Source organism: Sphingomonas leidyi (assembly GCF_011761945.1).
GTDB classification, from domain to species: Bacteria; Pseudomonadota; Alphaproteobacteria; order Sphingomonadales; family Sphingomonadaceae; genus Sphingomonas; species Sphingomonas leidyi.
The window spans coordinates 83,186-106,561 of the sequence record NZ_JAASQV010000001.1; the positions used below are offsets into that span (position 1 = coordinate 83,186).

The 23,376-nt window shown below is 67.6% G+C and carries 20 protein-coding genes; 7 read left to right on the forward strand and 13 right to left on the reverse strand.

Features of this window, described 5'->3' with window-relative positions; all coding sequences use genetic code 11:
* The first annotated feature begins 105 nt into the window (after positions 1-105).
* The 5 genes from FHR20_RS00440 (at position 106) to FHR20_RS00460 (ending at position 4,628) form a co-directional block, all read left to right on the forward strand.
* On the forward strand, positions 106-645 hold the full coding sequence (locus FHR20_RS00440) for a sigma-70 family RNA polymerase sigma factor (protein WP_167297747.1): 540 nt from the start codon (positions 106-108) through the stop codon (positions 643-645).
* A complete protein-coding gene (locus FHR20_RS00445; RefSeq protein ID WP_167297748.1) occupies positions 642-1,715 on the forward strand; it encodes a FecR family protein in 1,074 nt (357 codons plus the stop codon). Before FHR20_RS00440 ends, FHR20_RS00445 begins: the two co-directional genes overlap by 4 nt.
* Positions 1,716-2,037: 322 nt before the next feature.
* Positions 2,038-2,163, forward strand: a complete 126-nt coding sequence (locus FHR20_RS00450; RefSeq protein WP_167297749.1) for a benenodin family lasso peptide — start codon at positions 2,038-2,040, stop codon at positions 2,161-2,163.
* A 57-nt stretch (positions 2,164-2,220) separates the two neighbouring features.
* On the forward strand, positions 2,221-2,862 hold the full coding sequence (locus FHR20_RS00455) for a lasso peptide biosynthesis B2 protein (protein WP_167297750.1): 642 nt from the start codon (positions 2,221-2,223) through the stop codon (positions 2,860-2,862).
* Positions 2,859-4,628 (forward strand): asparagine synthase-related protein, encoded by a 1,770-nt coding sequence (locus FHR20_RS00460; RefSeq protein WP_167297751.1) that lies wholly within the window; start codon positions 2,859-2,861, stop codon positions 4,626-4,628. The genes FHR20_RS00455 and FHR20_RS00460 overlap by 4 nt, the downstream gene beginning before the upstream one ends.
* 20 nt (positions 4,629-4,648) lie before the next feature.
* Here FHR20_RS00460 and FHR20_RS00465 read toward each other — a convergent pair whose 3' ends face one another.
* The 8 genes from FHR20_RS00465 to msrB all read right to left on the reverse strand — a co-directional run bounded on the left by FHR20_RS00465 (position 4,649) and on the right by msrB (position 18,344).
* The gene (locus tag FHR20_RS00465) at positions 4,649-6,763 is read right to left on the reverse strand and encodes an Atxe2 family lasso peptide isopeptidase (protein WP_243857087.1); all 2,115 of its coding nucleotides are present in this window, start codon (positions 6,761-6,763) and stop codon (positions 4,649-4,651) included.
* Positions 6,757-9,486, reverse strand: coding sequence for a TonB-dependent receptor domain-containing protein (locus FHR20_RS00470; protein WP_341786390.1), 2,730 nt, complete (start codon positions 9,484-9,486; stop codon positions 6,757-6,759). The genes FHR20_RS00465 and FHR20_RS00470 overlap by 7 nt, the downstream gene beginning before the upstream one ends.
* A gap of 8 nt (positions 9,487-9,494) precedes the next feature.
* Entirely contained in the window at positions 9,495-10,058 is a 564-nt protein-coding gene (locus tag FHR20_RS00475) for a helix-turn-helix transcriptional regulator (RefSeq protein WP_167297752.1), read from the reverse strand.
* Between the two features lie 975 nt (positions 10,059-11,033).
* Positions 11,034-12,515 (reverse strand): tryptophan halogenase family protein, encoded by a 1,482-nt coding sequence (locus FHR20_RS00480; RefSeq protein WP_167297753.1) that lies wholly within the window; start codon positions 12,513-12,515, stop codon positions 11,034-11,036.
* Between the two features lie 10 nt (positions 12,516-12,525).
* A complete protein-coding gene (locus tag FHR20_RS00485) occupies positions 12,526-13,563 on the reverse strand; it encodes a cupin-like domain-containing protein (RefSeq protein WP_167297754.1) in 1,038 nt (345 codons plus the stop codon).
* Positions 13,560-14,267: a SapC family protein gene (locus tag FHR20_RS00490; protein ID WP_167297755.1), complete on the reverse strand. Its 708-nt coding sequence runs from the start codon at positions 14,265-14,267 to the stop codon at positions 13,560-13,562. The genes FHR20_RS00485 and FHR20_RS00490 overlap by 4 nt, the downstream gene beginning before the upstream one ends.
* A 148-nt stretch (positions 14,268-14,415) precedes the next feature.
* A complete protein-coding gene (locus tag FHR20_RS00495) occupies positions 14,416-17,544 on the reverse strand; it encodes a TonB-dependent receptor (RefSeq protein WP_167297756.1) in 3,129 nt (1,042 codons plus the stop codon).
* A 356-nt stretch (positions 17,545-17,900) separates the two neighbouring features.
* Complete coding sequence (gene msrB, locus FHR20_RS00500) at positions 17,901-18,344, reverse strand: peptide-methionine (R)-S-oxide reductase MsrB (RefSeq protein ID WP_167297757.1); 444 nt, start codon at positions 18,342-18,344, stop codon at positions 17,901-17,903.
* A gap of 36 nt (positions 18,345-18,380) precedes the next feature.
* Between msrB and FHR20_RS00505 the strand changes: the two genes are divergently transcribed.
* Positions 18,381-18,635 (forward strand): hypothetical protein, encoded by a 255-nt coding sequence (locus FHR20_RS00505; RefSeq protein ID WP_167297758.1) that lies wholly within the window; start codon positions 18,381-18,383, stop codon positions 18,633-18,635.
* Here FHR20_RS00505 and FHR20_RS00510 read toward each other — a convergent pair.
* The 3 genes from FHR20_RS00510 to FHR20_RS00520 are packed head-to-tail and all read right to left on the reverse strand — an operon-like array spanning position 18,599 to position 21,668.
* The gene (locus tag FHR20_RS00510; RefSeq protein WP_167297759.1) at positions 18,599-19,642 is read right to left on the reverse strand and encodes a CaiB/BaiF CoA transferase family protein; all 1,044 of its coding nucleotides are present in this window, start codon (positions 19,640-19,642) and stop codon (positions 18,599-18,601) included. The genes FHR20_RS00505 and FHR20_RS00510 overlap by 37 nt on opposite strands.
* 50 nt (positions 19,643-19,692) lie before the next feature.
* Positions 19,693-20,475 carry an SDR family NAD(P)-dependent oxidoreductase gene (locus tag FHR20_RS00515; RefSeq protein ID WP_167297760.1) on the reverse strand — a complete coding sequence of 261 codons (783 nt, stop codon included), beginning with the start codon at positions 20,473-20,475 and terminating at the stop codon, positions 19,693-19,695.
* A 17-nt stretch (positions 20,476-20,492) separates the two neighbouring features.
* Positions 20,493-21,668, reverse strand: coding sequence for an acetyl-CoA C-acetyltransferase (locus FHR20_RS00520; RefSeq protein ID WP_167297761.1), 1,176 nt, complete (start codon positions 21,666-21,668; stop codon positions 20,493-20,495).
* A gap of 305 nt (positions 21,669-21,973) precedes the next feature.
* Between FHR20_RS00520 and FHR20_RS00525 the strand changes: the two genes are divergently transcribed.
* Positions 21,974-22,345: a response regulator gene (locus FHR20_RS00525; protein ID WP_167297762.1), complete on the forward strand. Its 372-nt coding sequence runs from the start codon at positions 21,974-21,976 to the stop codon at positions 22,343-22,345.
* Between the two features lie 128 nt (positions 22,346-22,473).
* On the opposite strand, the gene FHR20_RS00530 is transcribed toward FHR20_RS00525, so the two are convergent.
* Positions 22,474-22,971 carry a type II toxin-antitoxin system VapC family toxin gene (locus tag FHR20_RS00530; RefSeq protein ID WP_167297763.1) on the reverse strand — a complete coding sequence of 166 codons (498 nt, stop codon included), beginning with the start codon at positions 22,969-22,971 and terminating at the stop codon, positions 22,474-22,476.
* Positions 22,971-23,195: a type II toxin-antitoxin system Phd/YefM family antitoxin gene (locus FHR20_RS00535; RefSeq protein WP_167297764.1), complete on the reverse strand. Its 225-nt coding sequence runs from the start codon at positions 23,193-23,195 to the stop codon at positions 22,971-22,973. Before FHR20_RS00535 ends, FHR20_RS00530 begins: the two co-directional genes overlap by 1 nt.
* Positions 23,196-23,376: the final 181 nt, after the last annotated feature.

Genomic DNA, 23,376 nt, shown 5'->3' on the forward strand with positions numbered 1-23,376 from the left:
GCCGGGCGCCATTCCGAGGCATCGCCCGGCACGAGACTGGCTCTCGTGCGATCATATTCCCTTGCCCGCGCCATGCGCGGCTGCAGTTCCCCGGGGTAGCGCCAGGTGCGCCGGCCCGACGACGAATTTGGTCAGCCGCTGGAAGGTGGCGACAACGGGCAGCTGCGCTTCGACGAGCTGTACCGGGAGCAGGCCCCGCGGCTGCGTCGATGGCTCGATGCCCGGCTGCGTTCGAGCGAGGATGCCAATGATCTGGTGCAGGATGCGTTCGCGCGCTTTCTGGGGTCGGGAAGTCGCGATGGCCTGCGCCGTCCCGAGGCATTCCTCAACCGGATCGTGCGCAACCTGCTGATCGACCGCTCACGCCGCCTGTCCAATCGCACGCCGCATGTGCCGATCGACGAAGCCAATGCGCCGGTCGCGCGGGCGACGCAGGAGGACGAACTCGAACTCGAGCAGTTGCGCAGGCGTTACCGTGCGGCTGTGGAGGCCCTGCCGCCGAGGATGCGCGAGGTCTTCGTGCTGCACCGCGTGGAGGGTCTGGGGTACAAGGAAATTGCGACGCGACTCGGCATCAGCATCCGCACCGTCGAATGGCATGTCGGAGAAGCGCTGCTGCGGATCGGCAGGGACCTGGAGCAATGAGCATCACCGATCAGCAATCCGATCGGGAGGACCGCGCACTCGACAGCCAGGCTGCGCACTGGTTCGCGCGCATGCGGGGACCCGACGCGGAAGCCAGTCGCGATGCGTTCGACGCATGGCTGGCGCAGGGTTCCGAACATCGCGCCGCCTATAACCGTGCCGCCGAAATCTTCGCGATGGGCAAGCTGCTCGCCGAACCCGACGCGCATTCGCAGGCGGCGCCGCACCGGAGAATTGTTGCACCGCTGCTGACGATGACCGCCGCCGCCGTTCTCGCTGTGGGGGGATGGGCGCTCTGGCATCCCGCGGAAATGTCGCAGGACCTGCAGAAGACCGTCACCGCCCCGAGCGTGGGCGCTCGCTCGATCGCGACCGCCGCGGGCGAGACGCGCGTGGTGCGTCTCGCCGACGGTTCGACGGTGCGCCTCGGTAGCAACACCATGCTCGCCGTCGATTTCGGCAGCGCGCGCAGGGACCTGAAGCTGCTGCGCGGTGCCGCGCGGTTCGAGGTCGCGCATGAGCAGCGTCCATTTGTCGTGATGGCCGGTGGCGGCAGTGTCACGGCGCGCGGCACGATCTTCGAGGTCGCGCTGATGCGTTCGGGCAAGGTCGATGTGCGGCTGGTGCAGGGGGCGATCGACGTCGCGCTGCCGCGCCGGATGCCATCCTCGCAGCCTGCAGTCCGGAAGCTGATTGCCGGCGAGAGCCTTTCCTTCGACAGCGCCCGCAATCCGGAACCGCTCCCCGCTGCCCCTCTCGGAGCCCCTGCACCAGGATCCACGGCGACCGCCCGTGATTTCGAGGCGACGCCGGTGGCCGGATTGATCGCGCTCGCCAACCGCGGCGCGGTGCGCCGGATCGTGCTGGCTGATGCTGCGCTTGGCGCGCAGCGTGTCTCGGGCCGGTTTCGAATCGACGATACCGGCTTGCTCGCGCGCCGGCTTGCCGCCCTGTTCGGATGGAGTGTCGACATCGACGGGCAGCAGACAATCATCCTGAGCGCCGGTATGGCGGATGCCGTGCCTTCCGCGGCTCATCCGGGATCGCCCTCGCGCAAGAATGGCGACTGACAGACCCGGCCAGCAGGGCGAGATGCAGATGTGCCAGTGCTCCGCAGTCGCGGCGATGGTCCTGTCGAACAGCCGGTGACGGAGCCGGGGGGGAAAAAGCACGCCTTGGAGCGTGTGCCACCACTTTTAGCCAAAGGCCTGGACATAGTGGCGGCCACCCGGCCGTCCGCGTTGTTGAACAACTATGTTGTCCAAGCATGTTTTGGGAGACCCGCTCCCAAACAATCGAATTATAACTGCATTATAATGTTCTCATAACTGAGCAGTTGGCTAGATTCACGCTGGTCATGGCCATGACGTTTCTCAGACAAGGAGGAAAGCCATGAACCGCGAACTGGAAGACACCATCGAACTCGGCAGCGTCAGCACGGACACCAAGGGCGTGCTCGCCGGAACCTTCGACGAGGAAGGCGGCCTGCAGATCAAGATGGGCCTCAGCGACGACTGACGGCAACTGGCGCGTGCCCGTCGGGCACGCGTCCTTCCGCCGCCTGCGAGACCGACAATGGAACTGCACCTCCGTCCGGGGCTGAGCTGGTGCCTTTGCAACCGGCGGGCAGTCTTCCTCGATCTTCCGCATGATCGCTATTTCTGCCTGCCCGAAGAGCGCGACACGCTGTTCCAGGACTGGGCCCGGGGCGACGGGAGCGGGTCACCCGAGGTGGCAGCGCAGCTCGCCGACGTAATTCAATTCGGATCGGGCCTGCGAGCGCAGACGATCCTGCAGCCCGCGACCCGCGATCTCGCCGAGAGCAAGATCCGCGCGCAATTTCGCGACACCTGTGGTGCCGCGCTTGCACAGCTGAGGGCGCGCCGTGCGCTAAGGCGAAAGCCGATTGCCGCGCTGCTTACCAGGCCCGCACTGAAATCATGCGACACCGAAGCGCCACCCGGCCGGTCGGGGCTCGAACGCATTGCCGCTGCTTTCCGTGCAAGTTCGGGCTGGGTCGAGGCTGCCGACCAGTGCCTGCCCCGGGCGCTCGCCGCGCGCCGGATGTGCAACCGACATGGTCTTGGTGCGGCGCTCGTCCTTGGCGTCCGACTCACCCCCTTTGCCGCGCATGCCTGGGTTCAGGCCGGCGACGCCGTGGTAGTCGGCGACCTCGAGCAGGTCCGGCTCTACACGCCGATCCTGGTCGTCCCGTGACGCCGCGCTACCTGATCATGGTCGTGCGCAGCGGCACAGCGCGGCAGGAGGCCGAGGCGCTTGCACAGACCGGGGATCTTCGCCTCGCGTGGTCGACGCCGCGCGCTGCGCTGCTGGTCAATGCGCACTGCCCCTTCATCGAGATCGACGGGAGCGGCGTGCTGATCGGAACCGTCTTCCCGCGCCACGGTCCGGCCAGGGCGCTCGACCGTCTCACCGACAGCGAAGTCGTCGCAGTCGCGCGGGAGGGCGCCAGTGCGTTGCTCCACTCGCTGTGGGGCGGCTATGTGGCGCTGCTCGAGCGAGAGGATACGCTCGAAGTGATGCGTGACCCCTCGGGTGCGCTCGCCTGCTACAGGGGGGAGACGCGGGCGGGTACGGTGGTGCTCGCCTCCGACGTCGATCTGCTCCTCGCCGCCGGGGCGCAGATCGGCGGGATCGACTGGAGCGCCCTCGGGCGAATCCTCTATTCGAGCGGCCTTCCGACCCGCGAGACCGCTGTCGACGGCGTGACCGCGCTGCTTCCCGGTATGGCATGGGTGCTCACCCCGGAGGGCGAGCGCCATCTCGTGCGCTGGTCCCCGTGGGAGTTCGTCGAACCGCCCGTGAGCCGCGAGTTCGGCGCGGCCGCCGAGACGTTGCGCCGGGTGGTCGGCCATTCCGTCGCCAGCTGGGCGTCGCGGACGCGCCGGCCGCTGGTCAGCCTGTCCGGTGGGCTCGACTCGTCGATCGTCGCCGCCTGTCTAGCCCGCTCCGCCGCCACGCCCAGTGCGATCACCATGTTCACCGACGACCCCGCTGGCGACGAGCGCGACTTTGCGCAGCAACTCGCCGAGGCACTTCGCATACCCCTCACCGAGAGCCGCTACCGACTGGACATGATCGACATCGACCGCGCGCTCGGCGCGCACCTGCCGCGCCCGCTCGGGCGCGTCCAGGCCCAGGCCTATGAAGCGGCGCATCGCGCAGCGGCCGCAGCACAGGGCGCCGACGCCTTCTTCACCGGCAATGGCGGCGACAATGTCTTCGGCTATTCGCAGTCGGCCGCGGCGCTGGCGGACCGGGCGCTCGCCGCGGGCCCGGGAGCCGGTGCCTTCGCGACGCTGCGCGACATCGGGCGCCAGACCGGCGCCGGGCCGCTGCGCATCACGCGCGCAGCGCTGAGGCTCATGCGGCAGCCGCCCGGCTATCGCTGGAAGCCGGATCCGCTGTTCCTGCACCCGGACCTGGTCGCATCGCTCGAAGGCCTGGCAAGGGAACACCCCTGGCTCGATGCACCCGAGGGCGCGTTGCCCGGCAAGGCGGCGCATATCGCTGGACTGGTCCGCGTCCAGCTGAACCTCGAGCCCGACCGCAGCCGCGTGCTGCCGGTGATCAATCCGCTGCTCTCGCAGCCCATCGTCGAGCTCTCTCTGTCGATCCCCAGCTGGCAATGGCGCGAGGGCGGGCGCGATCGCGCGGTTGCCCGCGCCGCCTTCGCGGCCGACCTGCCGCCGGCGATCGTCGCGCGGCGTGCGAAGGGGACACCCGATCCGTTCGGCGCACAGATCGTGGAGCATCTGCGCGCCTCGATCCTCGCTCGACTGCGCGATGGTTGGCTTGCGGGCCACGGCCTGCTCGATGCCCCTGCGATCGAGCGCACGCTCCTGCCCGGGCGGCAGACGACCGGTCTCGAGAATGTGCGCCTGCTTGAGCTGATCAATGTCGAGGCGTGGCTGGAGAGCTGGACGGCGCGCTTGAATGAGGCTCCAGTGCGGTGCGCCTGACAGACACGTCCCCGCCGGTTCTACTGCGGCGGCGAACTCGCGTCCCGCGCAAGCGCCGCACGCAGTGCCTGCCAATGCGCCAGCTCGGCCGGACGTCCCCGAGGCGAGGCGCCGTTCAGCCAGAAGTCGAACCAGTCGATCACACGGGTATAGACGGCGAGGCGATGCGCCGGCTGCCATTTGACGTGGTGCTCGCCCGGGAAGACGAAGAGGTCGATTGGCCGGTCGAGTTCGCGCAGCACGGTGTAGCTTTGCAACGCGTTCAGATATTCGTCGTCGGGCACCTGCGCGAGGATGGGCGCGCGGATTCGCGCCGCGTTGGGCGAATAGGCAATCTCGCGCCAGAAGGCTCGCGCAGCGGCGCTGTCGTCGCTGAGCCTGGGGTAACCGACCTGGTAGAATGCGGGCGCGGAGCCCGGTCCGACCCGCATCGGAAGCGTTGTGTCGGTGCAGCAGCTGCTCAGCGCAAAGGCCGAGAAGAGGTCGCTGTGGAGCAGCGCGAAACCGGCGGTCGATGCCCCGTCGCTCAGTCCGGTGATGCCGATCCGGGCGGGGTCCGCGATGCCGCGAGCGATCGCACTCCGCACCGCGATCTCCACCGAGTCGAGGATACTGCGCCGCTCCGCGAAGTCCTTGAGGTTGATCCGATCGATTTCGGCATAGTCGTTCGAGTACCGCAACCCGATTGCGCTCGGCTTGTCGATGCTCAGCACGGCAAAGCCGCGGTTCGCGAACCCCTGGATCGGATAATCGTCACCGGTACCCCCGCGCAGGAAGCCGCGTGACGAATATTGCACCACGACCAGAGGGTAACGCTGGCCCGGACGATAGCCGACCGGCAGCACGAGGTCGGCAAAGGATTCGAGTCCGAACCGGTTGCGGGTCAGCAGTCGCTCCACGCGGCCAAGGGTGAGCCGCGCAAATTCCGGATTGGGATCGAACAGGATGTCGCGCCGCCCGCTCGCCGGGTCGAGGCGCTCGAGCCGGCGCGGCTGGAGCGAGCTCTCGCGCAGACAGACAAGTGACCCGCCATCAGGAACGCAGCCGAGCAGCAGATCCTCGGTGCGATAGAGTCTCCGGACCCGCGCGGTTCCCGGATTCCACTCGTAGATGGCGGTTTCGCTGTTGGCCCAGCCCTCGCGCCGCAGGAAACGCACCTTGCCCGCCACCCACCACTGGTAGCTCGCATCCGCGCATTCCGCCGCAGGGCAGACCCGGGCGCGACCGTCGGAGGTGGCGCTCAGCCGGCCGCGGCTGGCATAGATCGAGCCCGGCGGTACCGCGATCGCGGCGCGCCGACCCCCGGCGTCGACCGCCTCGATCCAGCTCCCTTCCCGCATCGCGCTCCCGTCGAGCAGCGCCGCCTCCGACTTGCTGGCCGCCCGGGTTGTGCCGCTGGCAAAGTCGAACACGGTGAAGCTTCTTGCGATCGGTGCAGGCGGGAACGGCCGATCGCTTGCAGCCGGAGCGAAGCGATCATCATAGTGAAAGCCCGACAGGCCTTCGCGCTCTATTTCAGCGCGCGCTTTGCGAAGTCCCGGACGCGTCGCATAGATGACGCTTCGCCCATCGGCAGTGATGCGGAATTCTTCGATGTCGTCGGCGCTGGCCGTGATCGCCCGGCTGCCGCTGCCGTCTGTCTCGGCCCTCCAGAGCTGCACGGCGCCTCGGTCGCGACGGCGAAAGACGATGAATTTGCCATCGGGCGACCAGCGGGGGGTGATCGGATCGCCAAGGCCCGTGGGAAATCCGGCCTTGCCGCGAAAATCGTAGCGGGCACGGATAAAGTCGCCGCCGCGGTCGACGACGATCGCACGGCCCGGCTTGGCCAGATCGACGACCAGCATCGCGAGGCAATAGCCGTTCGCCTGCGGATCGGCTTGCCGCAGCTGAAAGGCTGCGTGCGTTCCGTCCGGCGAAACGGTGAACAGGCCTGCATATTGCTGTGTCGGGTCCACCGGGCCGATATCGCGCAGGCGAACGAGGTCCTCCGGAGTCAGCGGGCGAATGGGAGCGCTTGCCGTCGCTTCGGGCATCAGCTGAGCACAGTCAGGCTCGGCGCGCGCAGTGCCCGCGTTCGCCACACAGCCCCAGACTCCCATGACGACGAGCAGTGTGCGGATCGCGCTTACCATTGCCTGGTCACCGAGAAGCTGAGGAAGCGGCCGATCGGCGACTGATTGGTCGAATCGAACGGGATCGCTGCGGGATCGGAAGTGCGGATCGGGTCCGGCGCTTCGTCGAGCAGGTTCTGAACCGTCAGTCGCAATTCGAGGCCGCGAAGCGGGCGAAACGCGCCGCTCAGGTCGATCGTTGTAAAGGACCCGATCCTGTCCAGGGTGAGGAAGCGCTTGTCGAGCGTGCCGCCGGCATAGCTGAGCGACGCCGACAGCTGCACTTCCGGCGTGCTCCAGCTCGCCGAGCCGTGCGCGCGGAAATGCGGAGGCGTGAAGATGAGCCCCGCCCGCTCCTCCGCCGGCTGGGTCGCAACGATCCTGCGGTCGGCGTCCAGATAACTGGCCGAGGCGGCGAGCTGGAGCGTGCTGCCATCCCCCAGCGCAGCGAGATAATCGAGTGCAACATCGACCCCTCGGGCGTGTTCGCGTGCCGTGTTGCGCAGGCTTGAGTCCACGATCGCAGCGACCTGTGACGGATCGTACGTCTGCCCGCTCTGGTTGGAGAGGCCGAGCGGCAGGCCCGCGACGAGTGCCTCGACCTGCGTCGGTGTTGGCGCGCGCAGCACGAAGTCGGCAACGAGTGGATTGGCCAGCGCCGAGAGCACACTCGAGACCGGCGACGCGATCCGGTCGCGATAATCGATGTCGAACCAGCTTGCCTCTACGCGAAGGCCGTCGAGGAAGCGCGGCTTGAACTCGACGGTGAGAGTCGAGGCAGTTGCCCGCTCCGCACCAAGATCGGGATTGCCGCCCGCGAGCAGGAGCACCGTCGCGCCAGCTGGCAGGGGCGGTGTCGGCTGTGGCGAGAAGAGGCTGGCGCTGAACAGCACGCCTTCGCGCACCTGGTTCACCTGGTTCAGCGTCGGAATCTTGAACGAGCGGCCCCAGCTGTATTTGAACGTGATGTCCCGAGCGGGCGAATAGACGAGCCCGAGCTTCGGCGTCGCCACCTCGTCGATGCCCTCATAGCGCTCGTAGCGAACGGCTGCGCTGAGTCGCAGCGCATCGATCAACGGCATCCGGTTTGCCGCCCCGACGAGTGGCAGCGACAGCTCGCCATAGCCGAACACGCTTTCGCGATTTTCGGTCGCGTCGCGCGTCACCCGGGTCACACCTGCGACCGTGGTGGAGGTATTGATGTCGAGCGAGAAGCGCCGGTAGCCGCCGCCGATCGCCAGCCGCGCGTCGCCGCCGGGAAGCCGCGCCAGCGGACCCTCTGCAGATCCTTCGAAGTTGGTCAGCCGGTTGTCGTAGATCAGCCGGCCGGGCGTAACGATGCTGTTGAGGATGCGCCGCGAGCGGATCTCGGTGCGGCTCTCGCCGTCAGTCGCCTCGAGCGTCGCCTCCCACGCACTGCCCAAAGCGAAATGAACCGACGGAGTGACGGCGTAGGAGCGCACTACCGGGCTGTTGATCATGCCGTTCGCATCGACGCTCGAGGTCACGAAGAAGGCGTTGGCCTTGCGCGAGCGGCGATCGGCCAACTGGGCATCGAGTTCGAACGTGATGCCGGGCAGGAGCGCCTGATGGCCGGCGAGCACGCCGCTCACCTGCCGGCTCCAGGTTGAAAGCATCTGCGAACGGTCGAGCGCACGCGTGTAGGATCGGTCGCCAGCGTAGATCGGCGTCGCCTTGCTGTAATCGAGCGCGGCCATGAAGCCACCACTGGACCAGTGCGCGCCACCTGTTGCGTCGACTTCCTGCTGGGCGTTGCCGCCCTCGGTCGATCCGCCGATGCGTGCGCTGGTCTGCAGGCCGTCGAAGTCGCGCCGCAGCAGGATGTTCGCGACTCCGCCGACCGCATCCGACCCGTAGAGTGCGGATGCGCCATCGGCGATGATCTCGATCCGATCGAGCGCCGCAAGCGGAATGGTCGAGATGTCGACGCCCTGGTTGAGCGCGTCATAAGGAAGGCGGTGACCATTGATGAGCGTCAGTGTCGCATCCGGCCCCAACCCCCTGAGGTTGAGCGTTGTCGAGTTGTTGATGTTGTTCTGACCGCCCTGGTCACCGCCCCCCACGACCCCGGGGTTCTGCCCGCCGGTGAAATTCTGAGGGATAATCCGCGAAAGAGAAGCGAGGTCGGGTACGCCCTGCTCCTCCAGCCTCCGACGGGTTATCACCGTGACCGGCGAGGGCCCCGTCGTTCCGCGGATGCGGGTGCCGGTTACCGTGATCTCCGCCTGCGCAAGCTCGCCCTGTTCCTGTTGAGGCCGCACCCGTACAACCAGCGCTCCGGCTTCCTCTGCGACCAACAGCCTGTCGCCGATGGCGAGCCGCACCGCCTGCTCGGCTGTATAGTTGCCTCGGATCGCCGCGGACTGCCTGCCGCGGACGTCTGCGTCCGCGAACAGGATCTCCCTGCCTGCCTGTCGCGCAATCGCGCGCAGCGTCGTTGCGAGATCCTGTGCAGGCAGGTCAAAATTATTCGATGCTGCCTGAGCATGGGCCGGCACGGCAGACAGACCGGCATAAGATGTCGTTGCCGCGAGCAACGCGGCGCACAGTGCTCTTTTCGAGATCGTCATTCTTTTCCCTCCCACCGCCGGTGGCCCCGGCGTTGGGTGGATTGACGCGGCGGGCGCCGAACTACGGGGAGGGCTGCAAAAAAATCCGGTGGCGCTGCCTCGGCGCCTGTCAGTGTCGCGCCGCCTCAAGCAAGGACTGATCGCGTGGCTCACCTGGACCTCTAACGTCCCCGCCCCTCGCGCTTGAGCAGGCGGGCAAGCGCCGCATCAATCTCCTCGCGGCTCCACGATTGCCGGCCTCCGAGCACAACGGGGTCGGGCAGCGTTCCACGATAGACTTCGCGTATGAATGCCGACTCCGACAGGTCGAGATAGGCGGCGGCAGTCCGTTGCCGCATCATCTCCGGCCAGTCCGGAAAGCGCAGCGCGATTTCCCGATCCGGAGGCGCTTCCCCGTCCGTGACTGCCAGTCCCACGACACCAGCGACCTTCGCGGCAGCTTCGGCGCCCTTTTCGTTCGGCACCAGGGGTGGAAGCTTTTTCTCTTCAACGCGTCGGGCGGGTGGCGGAGGGGGCGTCCAGGGCTCGACATCCGGCGCAGCGCCAATCTGAGCGTCGATCCAGGCCTGGATCTCGCTGTTCAACCAGCCTCTGCACCTCGGACCGAGGCGGTGGCCCGGCGGGAAAGTCCCTTCTCCAATCTTTTTATAGATCGAAGACCTTGAGAGGCCGCTGCGCTGCTGCGCTTCCTTGATCCGGATGAAATGATCTTTCGGGTTCGACATGGGCTGGCTGCTCCGGGCTGGATCATCGGCAAAGCGGTATCGCTCGCCATCCGGAGCGAACGACGCATGGCAGCGGCCGACTACGGGCAGATTGACGATCGGGGAACATCGATGCCGCCTGGGGCACGCCGTCCATGACCGGAGACAGGGAGCGCCCCAGGCACCCTGCTGGGCCAGACCCCGGATGCCGGCTGCGACCCGGCGTGGCAGTTCGGGGCACTTTGAGGTTACACTCGCAATCTTCTTAATGGATTCCGTTCCGTACAAGCAAATTCACGTGGACACCGCCGTTCCGCACCAGTATATACGTTCTGTCGGAGATGATATCGTTCGAACAATGCTGAGGTACTCGAACCAGATTTACCTGTAGATCGATATGGACATTTTGATGGTTCAAAATTATATCGATCTTTATTTGAGAAAGTGATCTCAAATCGATGGACTTATTTATCGGGTTCTCTTCTGGGCACCATTTTCCGTCTCCCGTTTCGTCCGGAGGCCTCCAGCAAGCGGCTGGTTTCAAAGCAAGATTTCACAGACGATCGCCGGCAGGCACCCGGGTTGATCCAGCCGATTCCAGCAAAAGAGCAACAAAGAAAGGCTCATTTTGTGGCTGCCGCGAGTGGTAACACTTGACGCTGTGTGATCGAATGGAAGCCCTGGGCTTCAGCCTGGCCGTCGATCGCGACGATGCGTCCAGCCCGGCCTCGGGTGCGGTGGAGATCGTCGATATCGGCGCGATCGCAAGGCCAAGGGGCGGCCGGCATGGGCAAGGAACGCTTCGCGCCGCTCTCCAATCGCGCGGTGGGGCGCGTGATCCGGGAGGATCGCGGTGGAATGTCCTTCGCCTACGACGAAGCGCGGCGCGAGGTCCGGGGTGCATATCCGCTGTCGCCTGATCCCATGCTCGCGAGCTGCCGGATCAGCGAGGCCCTCGTGCCCGAGGGGCAATGGCCGATGCGTTTCGGCATCGCGTCAGGCGGCGGTGTAGCGCTCCAGGAATTGCTGGTGCGCCGGCATCTGCGCCACCGTGCGGGCAATGCCGGACCTGAGCGCGCCGAGCGCGGTCCGCAACTCGCCGTCGACGATCATCCGGCCCATATGGTGATGGCTCCGCGGCTCCAGCCGCTGGCCCAGCATCACCTGCACCCAGCTGTCCACCCGGAACAGATCGTCCGGGGCCTGCCAGGCGACGGCGCCGTCGCGGAACGCCGCGATCCGCTCGGCCAGGCTGTCGGGGATCGCCATCGTCCGGCACCGGTCCCAGAAGCCGCCGTCCGCGCGCTGGTTCAGGTGATAATGGAGGATGATGAAATCGCGGATCCGCTCGATCTCGGTGCGGCCCAGCGCATTGAAGCGCGCCGCCACGCCCTCGCCGATCCCGCCAAAGGGGAAGAGCTGCACGAGACGGGTGACCGCGATCATGATGAGGTGGATGCTCGTCGATTCGAGCGGCTCGACGAAGCCGCTCGCCAGGCCGAGCGCGATCACGTTCCGATCCCATAGCGTGCGCCGGCGCCCCGCCTTGAAGCGGATGATGCGCGGCTCGATCAGCTTCTCGCCTTCGATCCGGTCGTCGAGCAGCGCGCGGGCGCTGTCGTCGTCGAGGAAATCGCGGGCATAGACCAGCCCGTTGCCCACGCGGTGCTGGAGCGGGATGCGCCATTGCCAGCCGGCCCGGTGGGCGGCGGCGCGGGTATAGGGCATTGCCGGGCCGACGGATTCCGTCTGTACCGCGATCGCGCTGTCGGTAGGGAGCCAATGGCTCCATTCCTCATAGCCCGCCCGCAGCGCCTGCTCGATCAGCAGGCCGCGAAAGCCGGTGCAGTCGAGGAACAGATCGCCCTCGATCCGCTGCCCGGAGGCGAGGCGAAGCGCCGTGACGAAACCGGTCTCGGGGTGCTGTTCGACGCGCTCGATCCTGCCCTCGATACGGTTCACGCCCAGCGGCTCGGCGAAATCGCGCAGGAAACGCGCGTAGAGCCCGGCGTCGAGGTGATAGGCATAGTTGATGTGCCCCTGTTCGGGGATGGCGAAGCGGCCCGCCCGTGCCGCCTGCAGCTCGAAGCAATAGTCGTCCAGTTCGCCGCCCCAGCCTTCCGCGCGCGCCTCCAGCCAGAAATGGTGGAAATCGCCCATCCAGGTCGATTTGCCGATCTGGCCGAAGCTGTGGAAATAGCGGTCGCCCTCCCGCGCCCAATCCTCGAATGCGATGCCGAGCTTGAAGGTGGAGCGCGTGTCGCGCAGGAAGGCGCGCTCGTCGATCCCCAGCAGCTGATGGAAGGTTCGGGCGGTGGGGATGGTGCTCTCGCCCACGCCGATCGTGCCGATCTCGTCGCTCTCGATCAGGGTGATCTCGAGCAGCGGCCCGATCAGCTTGGCGAGCGCGGCCGCCGCGATCCAGCCCGCGGTGCCGCCGCCCGCGATCACGACCCGCCGGATCGGTGCCTGGTCCATCCTCGTCCCCCTAGCGATTGAGCTTGTTGATCAGCTGCGCCCGCAGCCGCCGCGCCAGCGTCGCGTCGATCGGCGCGAGCGGGCCCTGGATATGCGCGGGCAGGTGCGCCGCGGCCTGGCCGGCGGGGCCGAAGACATAATAGTCGAACATCGCCTTCCAGCCGGCCTTCTCGGCATCCGAACGGTCGCGCAGGCTCAGCATGGCGTGGAGCAGGGTGGTCTGGGGCGTGTCGAGAAAGGCGGGGGCGTCGTTCCACCAATAGTTCACCAGGACGTTGAAGCGCTCCAGCGCCTCGACATGGTGCCACCAGAGCGCGGGATAGAAGAGCAGGTCGCCGGGCTCCAGCTCCGCCACCTGCGCGGCGGCCATGGCTTCGCGGAAGCGGGGATGGCGCGCGAAATCCGGATCGGCGAAGTCGACCATCGAGATTACCTGGCCGCCGGGGGTCGGCTCCAGCGGGCCGGGATAGAGATTGGCGACCTGATCGGGCGGAAACAGGGTGAAGCGCCGGCGCCCGGCCGCGCAGACCGCCAGGTTGTGCGACATGTCGTGATGCGTATGCGCCGTGGTGCGGTTGCCGATCCAGATGCTGGCGAGCACGCCGTGCGCGAACATCGGGTCGTCGAGCGGCAAGTCGTTCGCGGCGCGGAAGCCGGGGAGATGGCGGTCGAGATCGGCCGAGCCGATATAGAGGCTCTCGGTGGCGGGAGCGTCGAGGCTCGTCCGGATCCGCGTGAGGAAATCGCTCAGGCCGACGCGGGCGCCCTCGAAATTGAAGCCGGTCAGCCCGGGGTCATAATGGAAGCGGCCCTGGATATCGGGCGGGCCGGTGAAGCCCACCACCGGCTGGCCGGAATCGAAGCTTGCCAGATAGGCGATCGCTGCCCGGTCGGACTCGCGGGCGGCGGCGATCAGCGGCCAATCGCGCGCGACTCCGCGCAGGATCACCGGGGCCTGGCCCGCCAGCAGCTCGGCATGGGGAATGGCGCCCGGCGCCACGCCGTCCAGCGCGCGGACCCGCGGGGCGCCGGCCGCCGCGACGTTCATGCGGCGTCCCGCGCATTCTTGCGCGCGATCAGCCGCGGCATGTTGCCGAGCGAGGCGGCGAGCAGGAACGCGGCGGCGAGATGGCCCGCCTGGTGGAGTTCGCCGAGCTCGGCCGGGCCGAGCGCTTCCAGGCGTTCGGCGGCCAGGACCTCGTGATCGCCGATCGCATAGCGGCGCTCGTCGTCGAGCATCAGCTCGAGCGTGGCCGGCTGGATCAGCCCGAGCGCGTCGAACGCGGCATATGTCGGCCCGGCATCGGCCATGCCGACATGGATCGCCGCGAGCAGGCGGCCGACATGATCGAGCATGGGCGTCTGGCCGCCATGGGGCAGGAAGAGCGGCTCGCCGTCCGCGGCGCCGACGCGCGGATCGTCGAGATCGATCTGGATCACCGGCGCGGCGCCGTCCGCGGTCAGCCCGATCAGGAAGGGGCCGCGCTGGAGGCTCAGCGGAATATGGCCGCTGATCCAGCGATCGCCCTCGAGGAACAGGTTCTCGTCGCGGTCGAGCCCGAGCAGGGCGACGGCCTGGAGGCCCGCATCGGAGTCCCGGCGGAAGAGGATGGGGAAGTCGCGCTGGGCCTCGGCGAATTCGGTGGGAAGGACGAGCGCCTGGTTGACGGCATGGCCATAGGCGGCACCGTGGCGGAACGCGACGCGGAGATCCGCATGGGCGACATTGTCGAGCGCGACCGGTCGGGTCATTCGAGCGGGGTCCAGTCTGTGGAAGGCCGAGCATGGCGCAAAGCCCGCCGGGCCTCAATCGGGGCGGGAGAGGGGCATGTGCGGCACGCTTCCGCCATGCCCCCCTCCCTGACCCTCTCCTCCGAAGAGGAGAGGGAGAGAAGCCGGGTCAGAACTTGAAGCGCGCGCCGAGCAGGAAGCGCCGGTCGAGCTCCTGCGCGTACCAGAGCTCCTTCTTGTCGCGGGCATAGGTCCGCACCGCCGTCTCGGTGAGGTTGATGCCCTCCAGCGTGATCGCGATCTGCGGCGTGATCTCGTAGCTGATCGATGCGTCGAGCTGGCCGAAGGGCGCGGTGAACTCGGGATTGCGCGAGCCCTGGCGGTTGATCCCCGAAAGGAACCGGTCGCGCCAGTTATAGGCCAGGCGGGCCGAGATGCCGTGCTTCTCGTAGATCAGCGTGCCGCTGATCGTGTCCGAAAGGCCGAGCAGCGCGAACTGGTCCTCCGCGGGACTGGCCCCCAGGTTGAACCCGACATCGCCGCGCACCAGCGTATAGGCCGCTGCGATGCCGATGCCGGTCCGACCGAAGAAATACTGGCCGGCAAGCTCGACGCCGTAGATCTCGGCATCCTTGTTGTTGATCGGCTGCGTCACCTGGAACTGGTAGAGCGGATCGCTGGCGATGCCGTTCAGGTCATAGGTGTTGTTGATCAGCTTGAGATAGTCGTCGTCGAGCTGGCGCGTCGTGGCGTTGTAGTGCGCCGCGAACTGCGCGGTGGCGGCGGCGACCGAGCCGGTGGCCTGGATCAGCGCCGACATCACGAACAGGTTGCCGTCGCTGGTATCGGCGCCCAGGCCGCCCAGCGCGGTCCGCGCCGCGCCCGAACGGCTGCCCGCCGCGCCCGAGCTGGGGTCGCGCAGGCCGAACAGCGTCGAGTTGAACTGGCCGTTGCCGATGAAGTTGCGCACGCGCTTGTCGAAGAACGCGACCGACACATAGCTGTCCGGCTTGAAATACCATTCCAGCGACGCGTCGAAATTGTCCGATTCGAGCGCGCGCAGCCGGGCGTTGCCGGTGGTCGCGCCGGGGATGCCGCCGTTGAAGGTCGGCCGCGGCGGGCCGCCGACGGTGGTCGAGGTGTAGAGGTTGTTGTAGTTCGGCCGGGCGATCGTCTTGCTGTACGACAGGCGGCCGATCAGGTTCTTGGCGAACTCCACCTGGAAATCGACCTGGGGCAGCAGGTTGCTGTAGCTGCCGCCGTCGCTGACGAACTGCGTCTGGTTCGAGATCGACACGGTGAAGTCGTTGTCCGACACCCAGGCGATCCCGGCCGGAATCGCTTCGAGCGACGTGGTGTGCGACTTGGTGTGTTCGTAGCGGATGCCGGCGACCAGCCGTGCCGGCGCGCCGCCCAGCTCGCCCTTCCAGGTCAGCTGGCCATAGACCGCCCAGATATCTTCCTTGATCTGGTTGTCCTGCCTGCCGGTGACGCCCACCGCATTGCCGCGATTGGCATAATAGGGCGAGAGGATCGCATAGAGATCCGAGGCGACGCCGCGAAAGGCGAGCTGCGATTCCGGATCGCCGCCGGGATCGAACTTGTGGAACTTGCACTCGAGGCAGAAGGCCCGGAGCGCGCCCGGGGCCAGCGCCTGCACGTCGCCCGGATTGGTGATGCCCCAGTCGCCCAGCGTCTGCTGGGTGGAGACGAAGGTCTGGCGCATGTCGGTGGTGCGATAATTGCCGCCGAAGTCGAAGCGGCTCTCGCCGCCCAGGTCCCAGCCAAGGTCCGCGCGCAATTCCTTCACCCGCTGGCGCTGGGTCGAGCGGAAGGTGCGGCCGACCTGCGAGCCTACGTCGTTGACGTCGAGCGGGCCGCTGGCGCCCAGCGTGATGTCCTGGCGCGGAATGCCGCCCGAATAGTCGACCGAATGGGCGGCGACGACATTGGCGCCCATGCCGACCAGCGTCGACGAGTTGCCATTGGCATTGTCCGGCGTGCTCGACGAAGTCGAGATATGGCCGTCGAGCTTCAGCGAGAAGTTGCTCGCCAGCTCCCATTCGAGGTTGAGGCCGTAATCCTCCAGCTTGCCCTTCTGCGCGCGCGACTGGGCCTCGAAACCCTCGTCCTTCTGGCCGTTGATCGTCTCGTGCAGATAGGTGGCGGTGGCGACCGTGGGATTGCCGTCGAAGGTCACCACGTCGAACGGGCGGCTGAACCAGTTGGACAGGTCCGAACGCGTCTCGCGCTGCTTGTTCTGCGCATAGAGCGCGTCGGCGGTGATCGTCAGCGCGTCGGTGGGTCTGAACTGCACCACCGCCTGGCCGTTGATGCGCTCGCGCGTGCCCTCGGCATAATGGTAGCGGCTGTCGTTCGGGATCGCGACCAGCTGGTTCGGGTTCGACGGCGCGTTGTTGACCACGGTGCAGTTCGGCCCCGGCGTCGAAGTGGGGCAGGCGCCGCCCGAACGGGCGAACCCGCCGGTCAGGAAGGTGTCGTAGGTGACGATGTTCCAGTCGTTCGACGTCGCGGCGATCGAAGTGTAGTTGCGCTTCTGGTAGCTGCCGAACAGCATGACGCCGAAGCGCTGGTCGGGGTCGCTCCAGCTGAGCACGCCGGAGAATTCGGGCGTCACCTTCGATCCGCAATCGAGGCAGTCGTTGACGCTGGTGTCGTAGACCGCCTTGGCGCCGATGCTGCCGTCCAGCCCGCTCTTGCGCTCGTCGAGCGGGCGGCGCGAGACGATGTTGATCGTGGCGCCGATGCCGCCCGAGGGGACGGCCGCGCGACCTGTCTTGTAGACTTCCAGCGTGCGCACGCCTTCGGTGGCGAGGTTGGAGAAGTCGAACGAGCGGCTGGTGCCCTGCGCGCCATCGGCATTCTGGTCGCCGCCGACCACCGATACGGTCGAAGTGGCGAGCTGGCGGCCGTTCAGCGTGACCATGTTGTAGGTCGGGCCGAAGCCGCGCACGGTGACCTGCGAGCCTTCGCCGTTGGTGCGGTTGATCGACACGCCCGGGATGCGCTGCAGCGATTCCGCCAGGTTGGTGTCGGGAAACTTGCCGATGTCCTCTGCCGAGATCGCGTCGACGATGCCCGGCGCCTCGCGCTTGATCGCGATCGCGCGCTCAAGGCTGGCACGGATACCGGTAACAACGATTTCCTGGCCGTCTCCCTGGCCGCGCTCCGTCGCCTGTGAATTGACAGCGTTGTCGGCTTGCGCACGGGCAAGGCCGGGCATGGCAAGTCCGGCGGCGACGGCGAATATGGAAACGGAATGCGCAAGTATAGGCATGCGCCTTTGACTAGTCATAACCCCTCCTTCAGCGCGCCCTGTGCCGGACGCGACTTTCTATTTATTTAGGGCGAGCGAAATGCCTCCCTGATGTTATCGCTATCATCGAGAGGCTGTCTGTCAATCATGCCGAAATGATTGGAACCGCTTCCAATTACGGATTGATGCAAACTGTTGCATTACTGCGACAGAATGTGGCGCGGCACTGGGTCGCGGCAGCCGGCAAGTTGCGGGTTATTGGGGTTTTCAATCCGGATCGGTGCAAATGCGAATCGAGCCGGCTGCAATCCGACCGCCACCCCGGCTCGGGGCCGGGGCGACGGCGGGGCGCGGGCCCCTGCAGCTTGCCGCCGGGATCAGGCGGGGTCCTGGACCTCGTCGAGCCAGGCGCCATAGCCCTGGGCTTCCATCTCCGCGCGCGGCACGAAGCGCAGCGAGGCCGAGTTGATGCAATAGCGCAGGCCGCCGCGATCGCGCGGGCCGTCGTCGAACACATGGCCGAGATGGCTGTCGCCCTGGGCGGAGCGCACTTCGGTGCGGATCATGCCATGGCTGGTGTCGCGCCGCTCGGCCACGTTCGCGATCGGCCGGGTGAAGCTCGGCCAGCCGCAACCGGATTCATATTTGTCGCTCGAGGCGAACAGCGGCTCGCCCGAGACGATGTCGACATAGATGCCGGGCGCCTTGTTGTGCAGCAGGGCGCCGGTGCCGGGGCGTTCGGTGCCGTTCTGCTGGGTCACGCGATATTGCTCGGGCGAGAGTGCGGCGACGGCTTCGTCGGTCTTGCGATAGTCGGTCATGCAAATCTCCATTCGCCGCGATATGTGGGGATCGGCATGGCAAAGAAGAAGCGTATCCTCACCGCGACCATGGCCGATGGCTATGTGAAGACGATCGGGCCGACCGCGGTGCCCTTCACCCATTATTGGCGGATCGTCGCGCATCTCGGCGGCGGCCGGACCGAAGTGTTCTGGGGGCACGCCAAGTCGCTCAAGGAAGCGACGGGCAAGCGGGCCGCGCTCGCCGAGGCGGCGAAGCAGCGCGGCTGGGAACGCTATGACTTCGAAGTGGTCGCGCTGGTCGAATCCTGAGGCGCCGAGAAGCGCGGGGCAGGGGCCGGCTGGACCACGCCCGCGCGCTCGATAAAGGCGCCGCGCGCGACATTGTGCGGATGGCCGGGCGCTTCCGCCATCGAGAGCACCGGGGCGAAGCAGGCATCGGTGCCTTCGAGCAGCGCACACCATGCGTCGCGCGTCCGGGTGCGGAAGATCGCGGCGAGCTTGTCCTTCAGCATCGGCCACGCGGCGGGGTTCATCTGCGCGTCGAAGTCGGGATCGTCGGCCAGGCCCGTCGCGGCGCGCAGCCGGGCATAGAATTGCGGCTCGATCGCGCCGATCGCGACATATTTGCCGTCGGCCGTCTCGTAGCTGTCGTAGAAATGCGCGCCGCCGTCGAGGATGTTGACGCCGCGCGCGTCGCGCCAGCCGAACGTCTCGCGAAAGCCCCAGACCATGGACATCAGCAGCGCCGCGCCTTCGCTCATTGCGCAGTCGATCACCGTGCCGCGTCCGCCGGTCCTGGCCTGGAGCAGCCCCGCCGCCACGGCGAAGGCGAGCAGCATGCCGCCGCCGCCGAAATCGCCGACCGCGTTCACCGGCGGCGTCGGCTTGTCGCCCGCGCGGCCAAAGGCGTGGAGCGCGCCGGCGAGCGCGATATAGTTGATGTCGTGTCCGGCGGCCCCGGCGAGCGGGCCGGTCTGCCCCCAGCCGGTCATCCGGCCATAGACGAGGCGCGGATTGAGGGCGTGGAGCTCGGCCGGCCCGAGCCGGAGCCGCTCCATCACGCCGGGGCGGAAGCCCTCGATCAGCCCGTCCGCGGCCGCCGCCAGCGCGCGGACATGGGCGACGCCGCCCGATGACTTGAGATCGGCCTCCACCGGCACCCGCCCGCGCAGCAGCGGGTCGCGCGGATCGGGCGCGGCGCCCGGCCGATGGACGTACAGCACTTCGGCGCCGTGATCGGCCAGCATCATCCCGCAAAAGGGCGTGGGGCCGATCGCGGCGAGCTCGACGATCCGGATGCCGGTGAGCGGCTGCATTCCGTTTCCTTTGCTCCCCTCCTTTCCGGGGAGGGGGATGGCGGCCCCGCTCAGCGCGGCGCCATGCGGATGCCGCCGTCGAGGCGGACGTCCTCGCCGTTGAAATAGCCGGTCTCGATCATGCAGAGCGCGAGCCGGGCATATTCCTCCGGCCGGCCGAGCCGCTTGGGGAAGGGGACCGAGGCGGCCAGCGCTTCCTTCACGTTCGGCGGCGCGGCGGCGAGCAGCGGCGTGTCGAAGATGCCGGGCAGGATCGTGTTCACCCGGATGCCCTCGCCCATCAGGTCGCGCGCGATCGGCAGCGTCATGCCGACCACGCCGCCCTTCGACGCGGAATAGGCCGCCTGGCCGATCTGCCCGTCCTCGGCCGCGACGCTGGCGGTGTTGACGATCGCGCCGCGCTCGCCATCCTCCAGCGGATCGAGCGTCAGCATCCCCGCCGCCGATTTGGCGATGCAGCGGAAGGTGCCGACCAGGTTGATCTGGATCACCCAGTTGAACGCCTCGAGCGGGAAGTGGCGGATCGTGCCGTCCTCCTTCGATCGGCTCGCGGTCTTCACGGCGTTGCCGGTGCCGGCGCAATTGACCAGGATCCGCTCCTGGCCGTGCGCGGCGCGCGCCCGGGCGAAGCCGGCGTCGACGCTTTCGTCCGACGTCACGTTCACTTCGCAGAACAGGCCGCCGATCTCGGCCGCGACCGCTTCGCCCTTCTCCTTCTGCAGGTCGAAGATCGCCACCTTCACGCCCCGCGCCGCGAGTGCCCGCGCGGTGGCCGCGCCAAGGCCCGAGGCGCCGCCGGTGACCACGGCCGCGATGCTGTCGTCGAGCTTCATCCTTCCCTCCTCCTTGCTCAGAGCCGCTCGACGATGGTGACGTTGGCGATGCCGCCGCCCTCGCACATCGTCTGCAGGCCGTAGCGCTTGCCCCGTTTGCGGAGCGCATGGACCAGCGTCGCCATCAGCTTGGTGCCCGAGGCGCCGAGCGGATGGCCCAGCGCGATCGCACCGCCATTGACGTTGAGCCGCGCGGGATCGGCGCCGGTGTGCCGCAGCCAGGCGAGCGGCACCGAGGCGAAGGCCTCGTTCACTTCGAACAGGTCGATCTCGTCGATGGTCATGCCCGCGCGGCGCAGCGCCCGGTCGGTGGCGAACAGCGGCTCCTCGAGCATGATCACCGGGTCGCCCGCAGTGACGGTGAGGTGGTGGATGCGCGCGAGCGGAGTCAGGCCGTGCGCCTTCAGCGCGGCTTCCGAGACGATCAGCGCCGCGCTGGCCCCGTCGCAGATCTGGCTGGCATTGGCCGCGCTGATCACGCCGTCCTCGGCGAGGAGCTTGACCGATCCGATGCTCTCGGCGGTAGCATCGAAGCGGATGCCCTCGTCGCGGACATGGATCGCCGGCCCTTCCGGCGTGTCGATCGTCAGCGGCACGATCTCGGCGTCGAAATCGCCGCGCTCGGTTGCGGCGGCGGCGCGGCGATGGCTTTCCAGCGCATAGGCGTCGAGCGCGGCGCGGCCGAGGCCGTGCTTGCGCGCCACCAGCTCGGCGCCCAGGAACTGGCTGAACTGCACGCCCGGATAGCGGGCCTCCTGGCGCGGCGACTTGGGCCCGCCCAGCCCGGCCTGGGCGAAGAGTGCGACGGTCGATCCCATCGGCACGCGCGTCATGCTCTCCACGCCCGCGGCGATCACCACGTCCTGGGTGCCGGAGAGCACGGCCTGGGCCGCGAACTGGATCGCCTGTTGCGAGCTGCCGCACTGGCGGTCGATCGTCACCGCCGGCACGCTTTCGGGCAGGCTCGAGGCGAGCACGGCGCCCCGGCCCACCTGGAAGCCCTGTTCGCCGCCCTGGCCGACACAGCCCATGATCACGTCGTCGATCGCGGCGGGATCGATGCCGCTGCGCGCGACGATCGCGTCGAGGGTCGCCGCCGCCATGTCCACGGGGTGCCACCCGGCGAGCCTGCCGCCGCGCCGCCCCCCGGCGGTTCGCACGGCATCGACGATATAGGCGGTGGCTGCTCCCATGTTCCTGCTCCTGCTTCCGTTCGTTCTTTTTTCGAATCGGCGGTATCGCCGGAGCGTAGCGCGATATGCGGGCGTAGCGCAGCGCGATCGACGGGCCCCTGGGCCGGCTTCGCAAATATGCCGGCCATCGCCGTGATTCCGCGGAGATTTCGCGGAAAGAGCCTTAACGCCCGATTGGGCGGATTTCTGCAAAATGATGGAAAGACGCAATCGCCACAAGGGCGACACGGATGCGCAACCAATTGTCATCCGCGCGTGATAATCCAACTCGGGCGGCGTCGATCCGCCCGGCAATGCGAGGTGCGATGGCCCGGATAATCCATGTCGAGGCCGACGAGCGGGTCGGGGCCATGGTGCGGCGGGTGCTGGGCGAGGCGGGGCACATGGTGGAGGTGATCGATCACGGCATACTCGCCTTCGACACGATCGCCTTCAGAAAGCCGGACCTGGTGATCCTCGATCACTCGCTGCCTGGCGCGCAGGGGCTCGACATATTGCGGGCGCTGCGGCGGCTGCCGGCGCTGGGCCGCACGCCGATCCTGATGCTGGCGGCACGGAGCGGCGCGGGAGCCGAGGCAATGGACGCAGGCGCCAGCGACCATCTGGTGAAGCCGTTCACGCCCGAGCTGCTGGCGCGGCGCGTGCAGGCCATGCTGCACGGCGACGTGCGCGCCTAGGGTTAGATCTCGATCAAGACCTTGATTTCTTTCGTCATCCCCGCGGAGGCGGGGATGACGGGGTTCGTTGCATGAGTCGTGACCCTAGGTTGGGACTCCAATTCTCGGGATGGCCGAGAAGATGGGTTTCAGGCGCGCACGAACAGGTTCTTGAGCCAGAGCGGCCCGGTGCGGGCGGCATCGCGCCAGTCGCCTTCGTCCTCGGCCGCATCGGCGGTATAGCCCCGCGGGTCGAACAGCTTCACGCGCGCGCCGCGATAGGCGGCGGTGTTGCGCGTCACCAGCGTCAGGCCATGCTCCAGCGCGGTGGCGGCGAACAGCGCGTCGCGGGTCTCGGCAAGCGCGAGCTGGCCACGGCGACGGGCGACGGCGGCGTCGAGCGGCAGGACATGCCCTTCAAAGGCGGGGACGAGCTGCGCGTCGATCCAGCTCCGCAACGCCGCACCCGCCGCCTTGTCGCGCCGCGTCGCTTCGGCAACGCCGGCCTCCAGCTCCACCAGCGAGATCGCCGAGAGGAACAGCCGCTCGCGCGCCACGCCCGATGCCCATGCGGTGAGTCCCGCCTCGGCGCCGCCCGCGCGCGCCTTGCGCAACTCGAAGACGATCGGCGTATCGAGCAGGAACATCACCAGCGCTCCGGCGGCGTCAGCGCCGTGTCGGGCGCGCCGGCGGGCAGGGCGAGCAAGTCGACGATGCTCTCGCGCTCGCCGTTCAGCCGGCGGAACATGTCGATGCTCATCAGCACATGGGTGGGGCGCCCGCGATCGGTGACGAACACCGGCTCCGCCCGGGCGAATCGCTTCGCCGCACTGACGTCCTGGTTGAATTCGCGGCTGGTGATCACCTTCATTTCGTACCTACATACCTAGATTGTCTGCGTTGTCATGTAGGTACGTTACTACTATGTGCGCTCCGTGCAACACAAAGCGCGGCCGGGCCGGGAAAATAAGGGGGGTAGGGCGATTTGCAGTTGCGCACGGCCGGCGCCGCGCGCTCCCTGAAGCCTCGCGACGGGCGGGAAACGCACCGCG

Coding starts and splice junctions, on each gene's coding strand:
- FHR20_RS00445 (WP_167297748.1), top strand. CDS start 642: ATGAGCATCACCGATCAGCAATCCGATCGGGAGGACCGCGCACTCGAC.
- FHR20_RS00515 (WP_167297760.1), bottom strand. CDS start 20,475: ATGAAGCTCGACGACAGCATCGCGGCCGTGGTCACCGGCGGCGCCTCG.
- FHR20_RS00510 (WP_167297759.1), bottom strand. CDS start 19,642: ATGCAGCCGCTCACCGGCATCCGGATCGTCGAGCTCGCCGCGATCGGC.
- FHR20_RS00485 (WP_167297754.1), bottom strand. CDS start 13,563: ATGAACGTCGCGGCGGCCGGCGCCCCGCGGGTCCGCGCGCTGGACGGC.
- FHR20_RS00495 (WP_167297756.1), bottom strand. CDS start 17,544: ATGCCTATACTTGCGCATTCCGTTTCCATATTCGCCGTCGCCGCCGGA.
- FHR20_RS00465 (WP_243857087.1), bottom strand. CDS start 6,763: ATGGTAAGCGCGATCCGCACACTGCTCGTCGTCATGGGAGTCTGGGGC.
- FHR20_RS00455 (WP_167297750.1), top strand. CDS start 2,221: ATGGAACTGCACCTCCGTCCGGGGCTGAGCTGGTGCCTTTGCAACCGG.
- FHR20_RS00450 (WP_167297749.1), top strand. CDS start 2,038: ATGAACCGCGAACTGGAAGACACCATCGAACTCGGCAGCGTCAGCACG.
- FHR20_RS00490 (WP_167297755.1), bottom strand. CDS start 14,267: ATGACCCGACCGGTCGCGCTCGACAATGTCGCCCATGCGGATCTCCGC.
- FHR20_RS00520 (WP_167297761.1), bottom strand. CDS start 21,668: ATGGGAGCAGCCACCGCCTATATCGTCGATGCCGTGCGAACCGCCGGG.
- FHR20_RS00530 (WP_167297763.1), bottom strand. CDS start 22,971: ATGTTCCTGCTCGATACGCCGATCGTCTTCGAGTTGCGCAAGGCGCGC.
- FHR20_RS00505 (WP_167297758.1), top strand. CDS start 18,381: ATGGCAAAGAAGAAGCGTATCCTCACCGCGACCATGGCCGATGGCTAT.
- FHR20_RS00535 (WP_167297764.1), bottom strand. CDS start 23,195: ATGAAGGTGATCACCAGCCGCGAATTCAACCAGGACGTCAGTGCGGCG.
- FHR20_RS00480 (WP_167297753.1), bottom strand. CDS start 12,515: ATGGACCAGGCACCGATCCGGCGGGTCGTGATCGCGGGCGGCGGCACC.
- FHR20_RS00525 (WP_167297762.1), top strand. CDS start 21,974: ATGGCCCGGATAATCCATGTCGAGGCCGACGAGCGGGTCGGGGCCATG.
- FHR20_RS00475 (WP_167297752.1), bottom strand. CDS start 10,058: ATGTCGAACCCGAAAGATCATTTCATCCGGATCAAGGAAGCGCAGCAG.
- msrB (WP_167297757.1), bottom strand. CDS start 18,344: ATGACCGACTATCGCAAGACCGACGAAGCCGTCGCCGCACTCTCGCCC.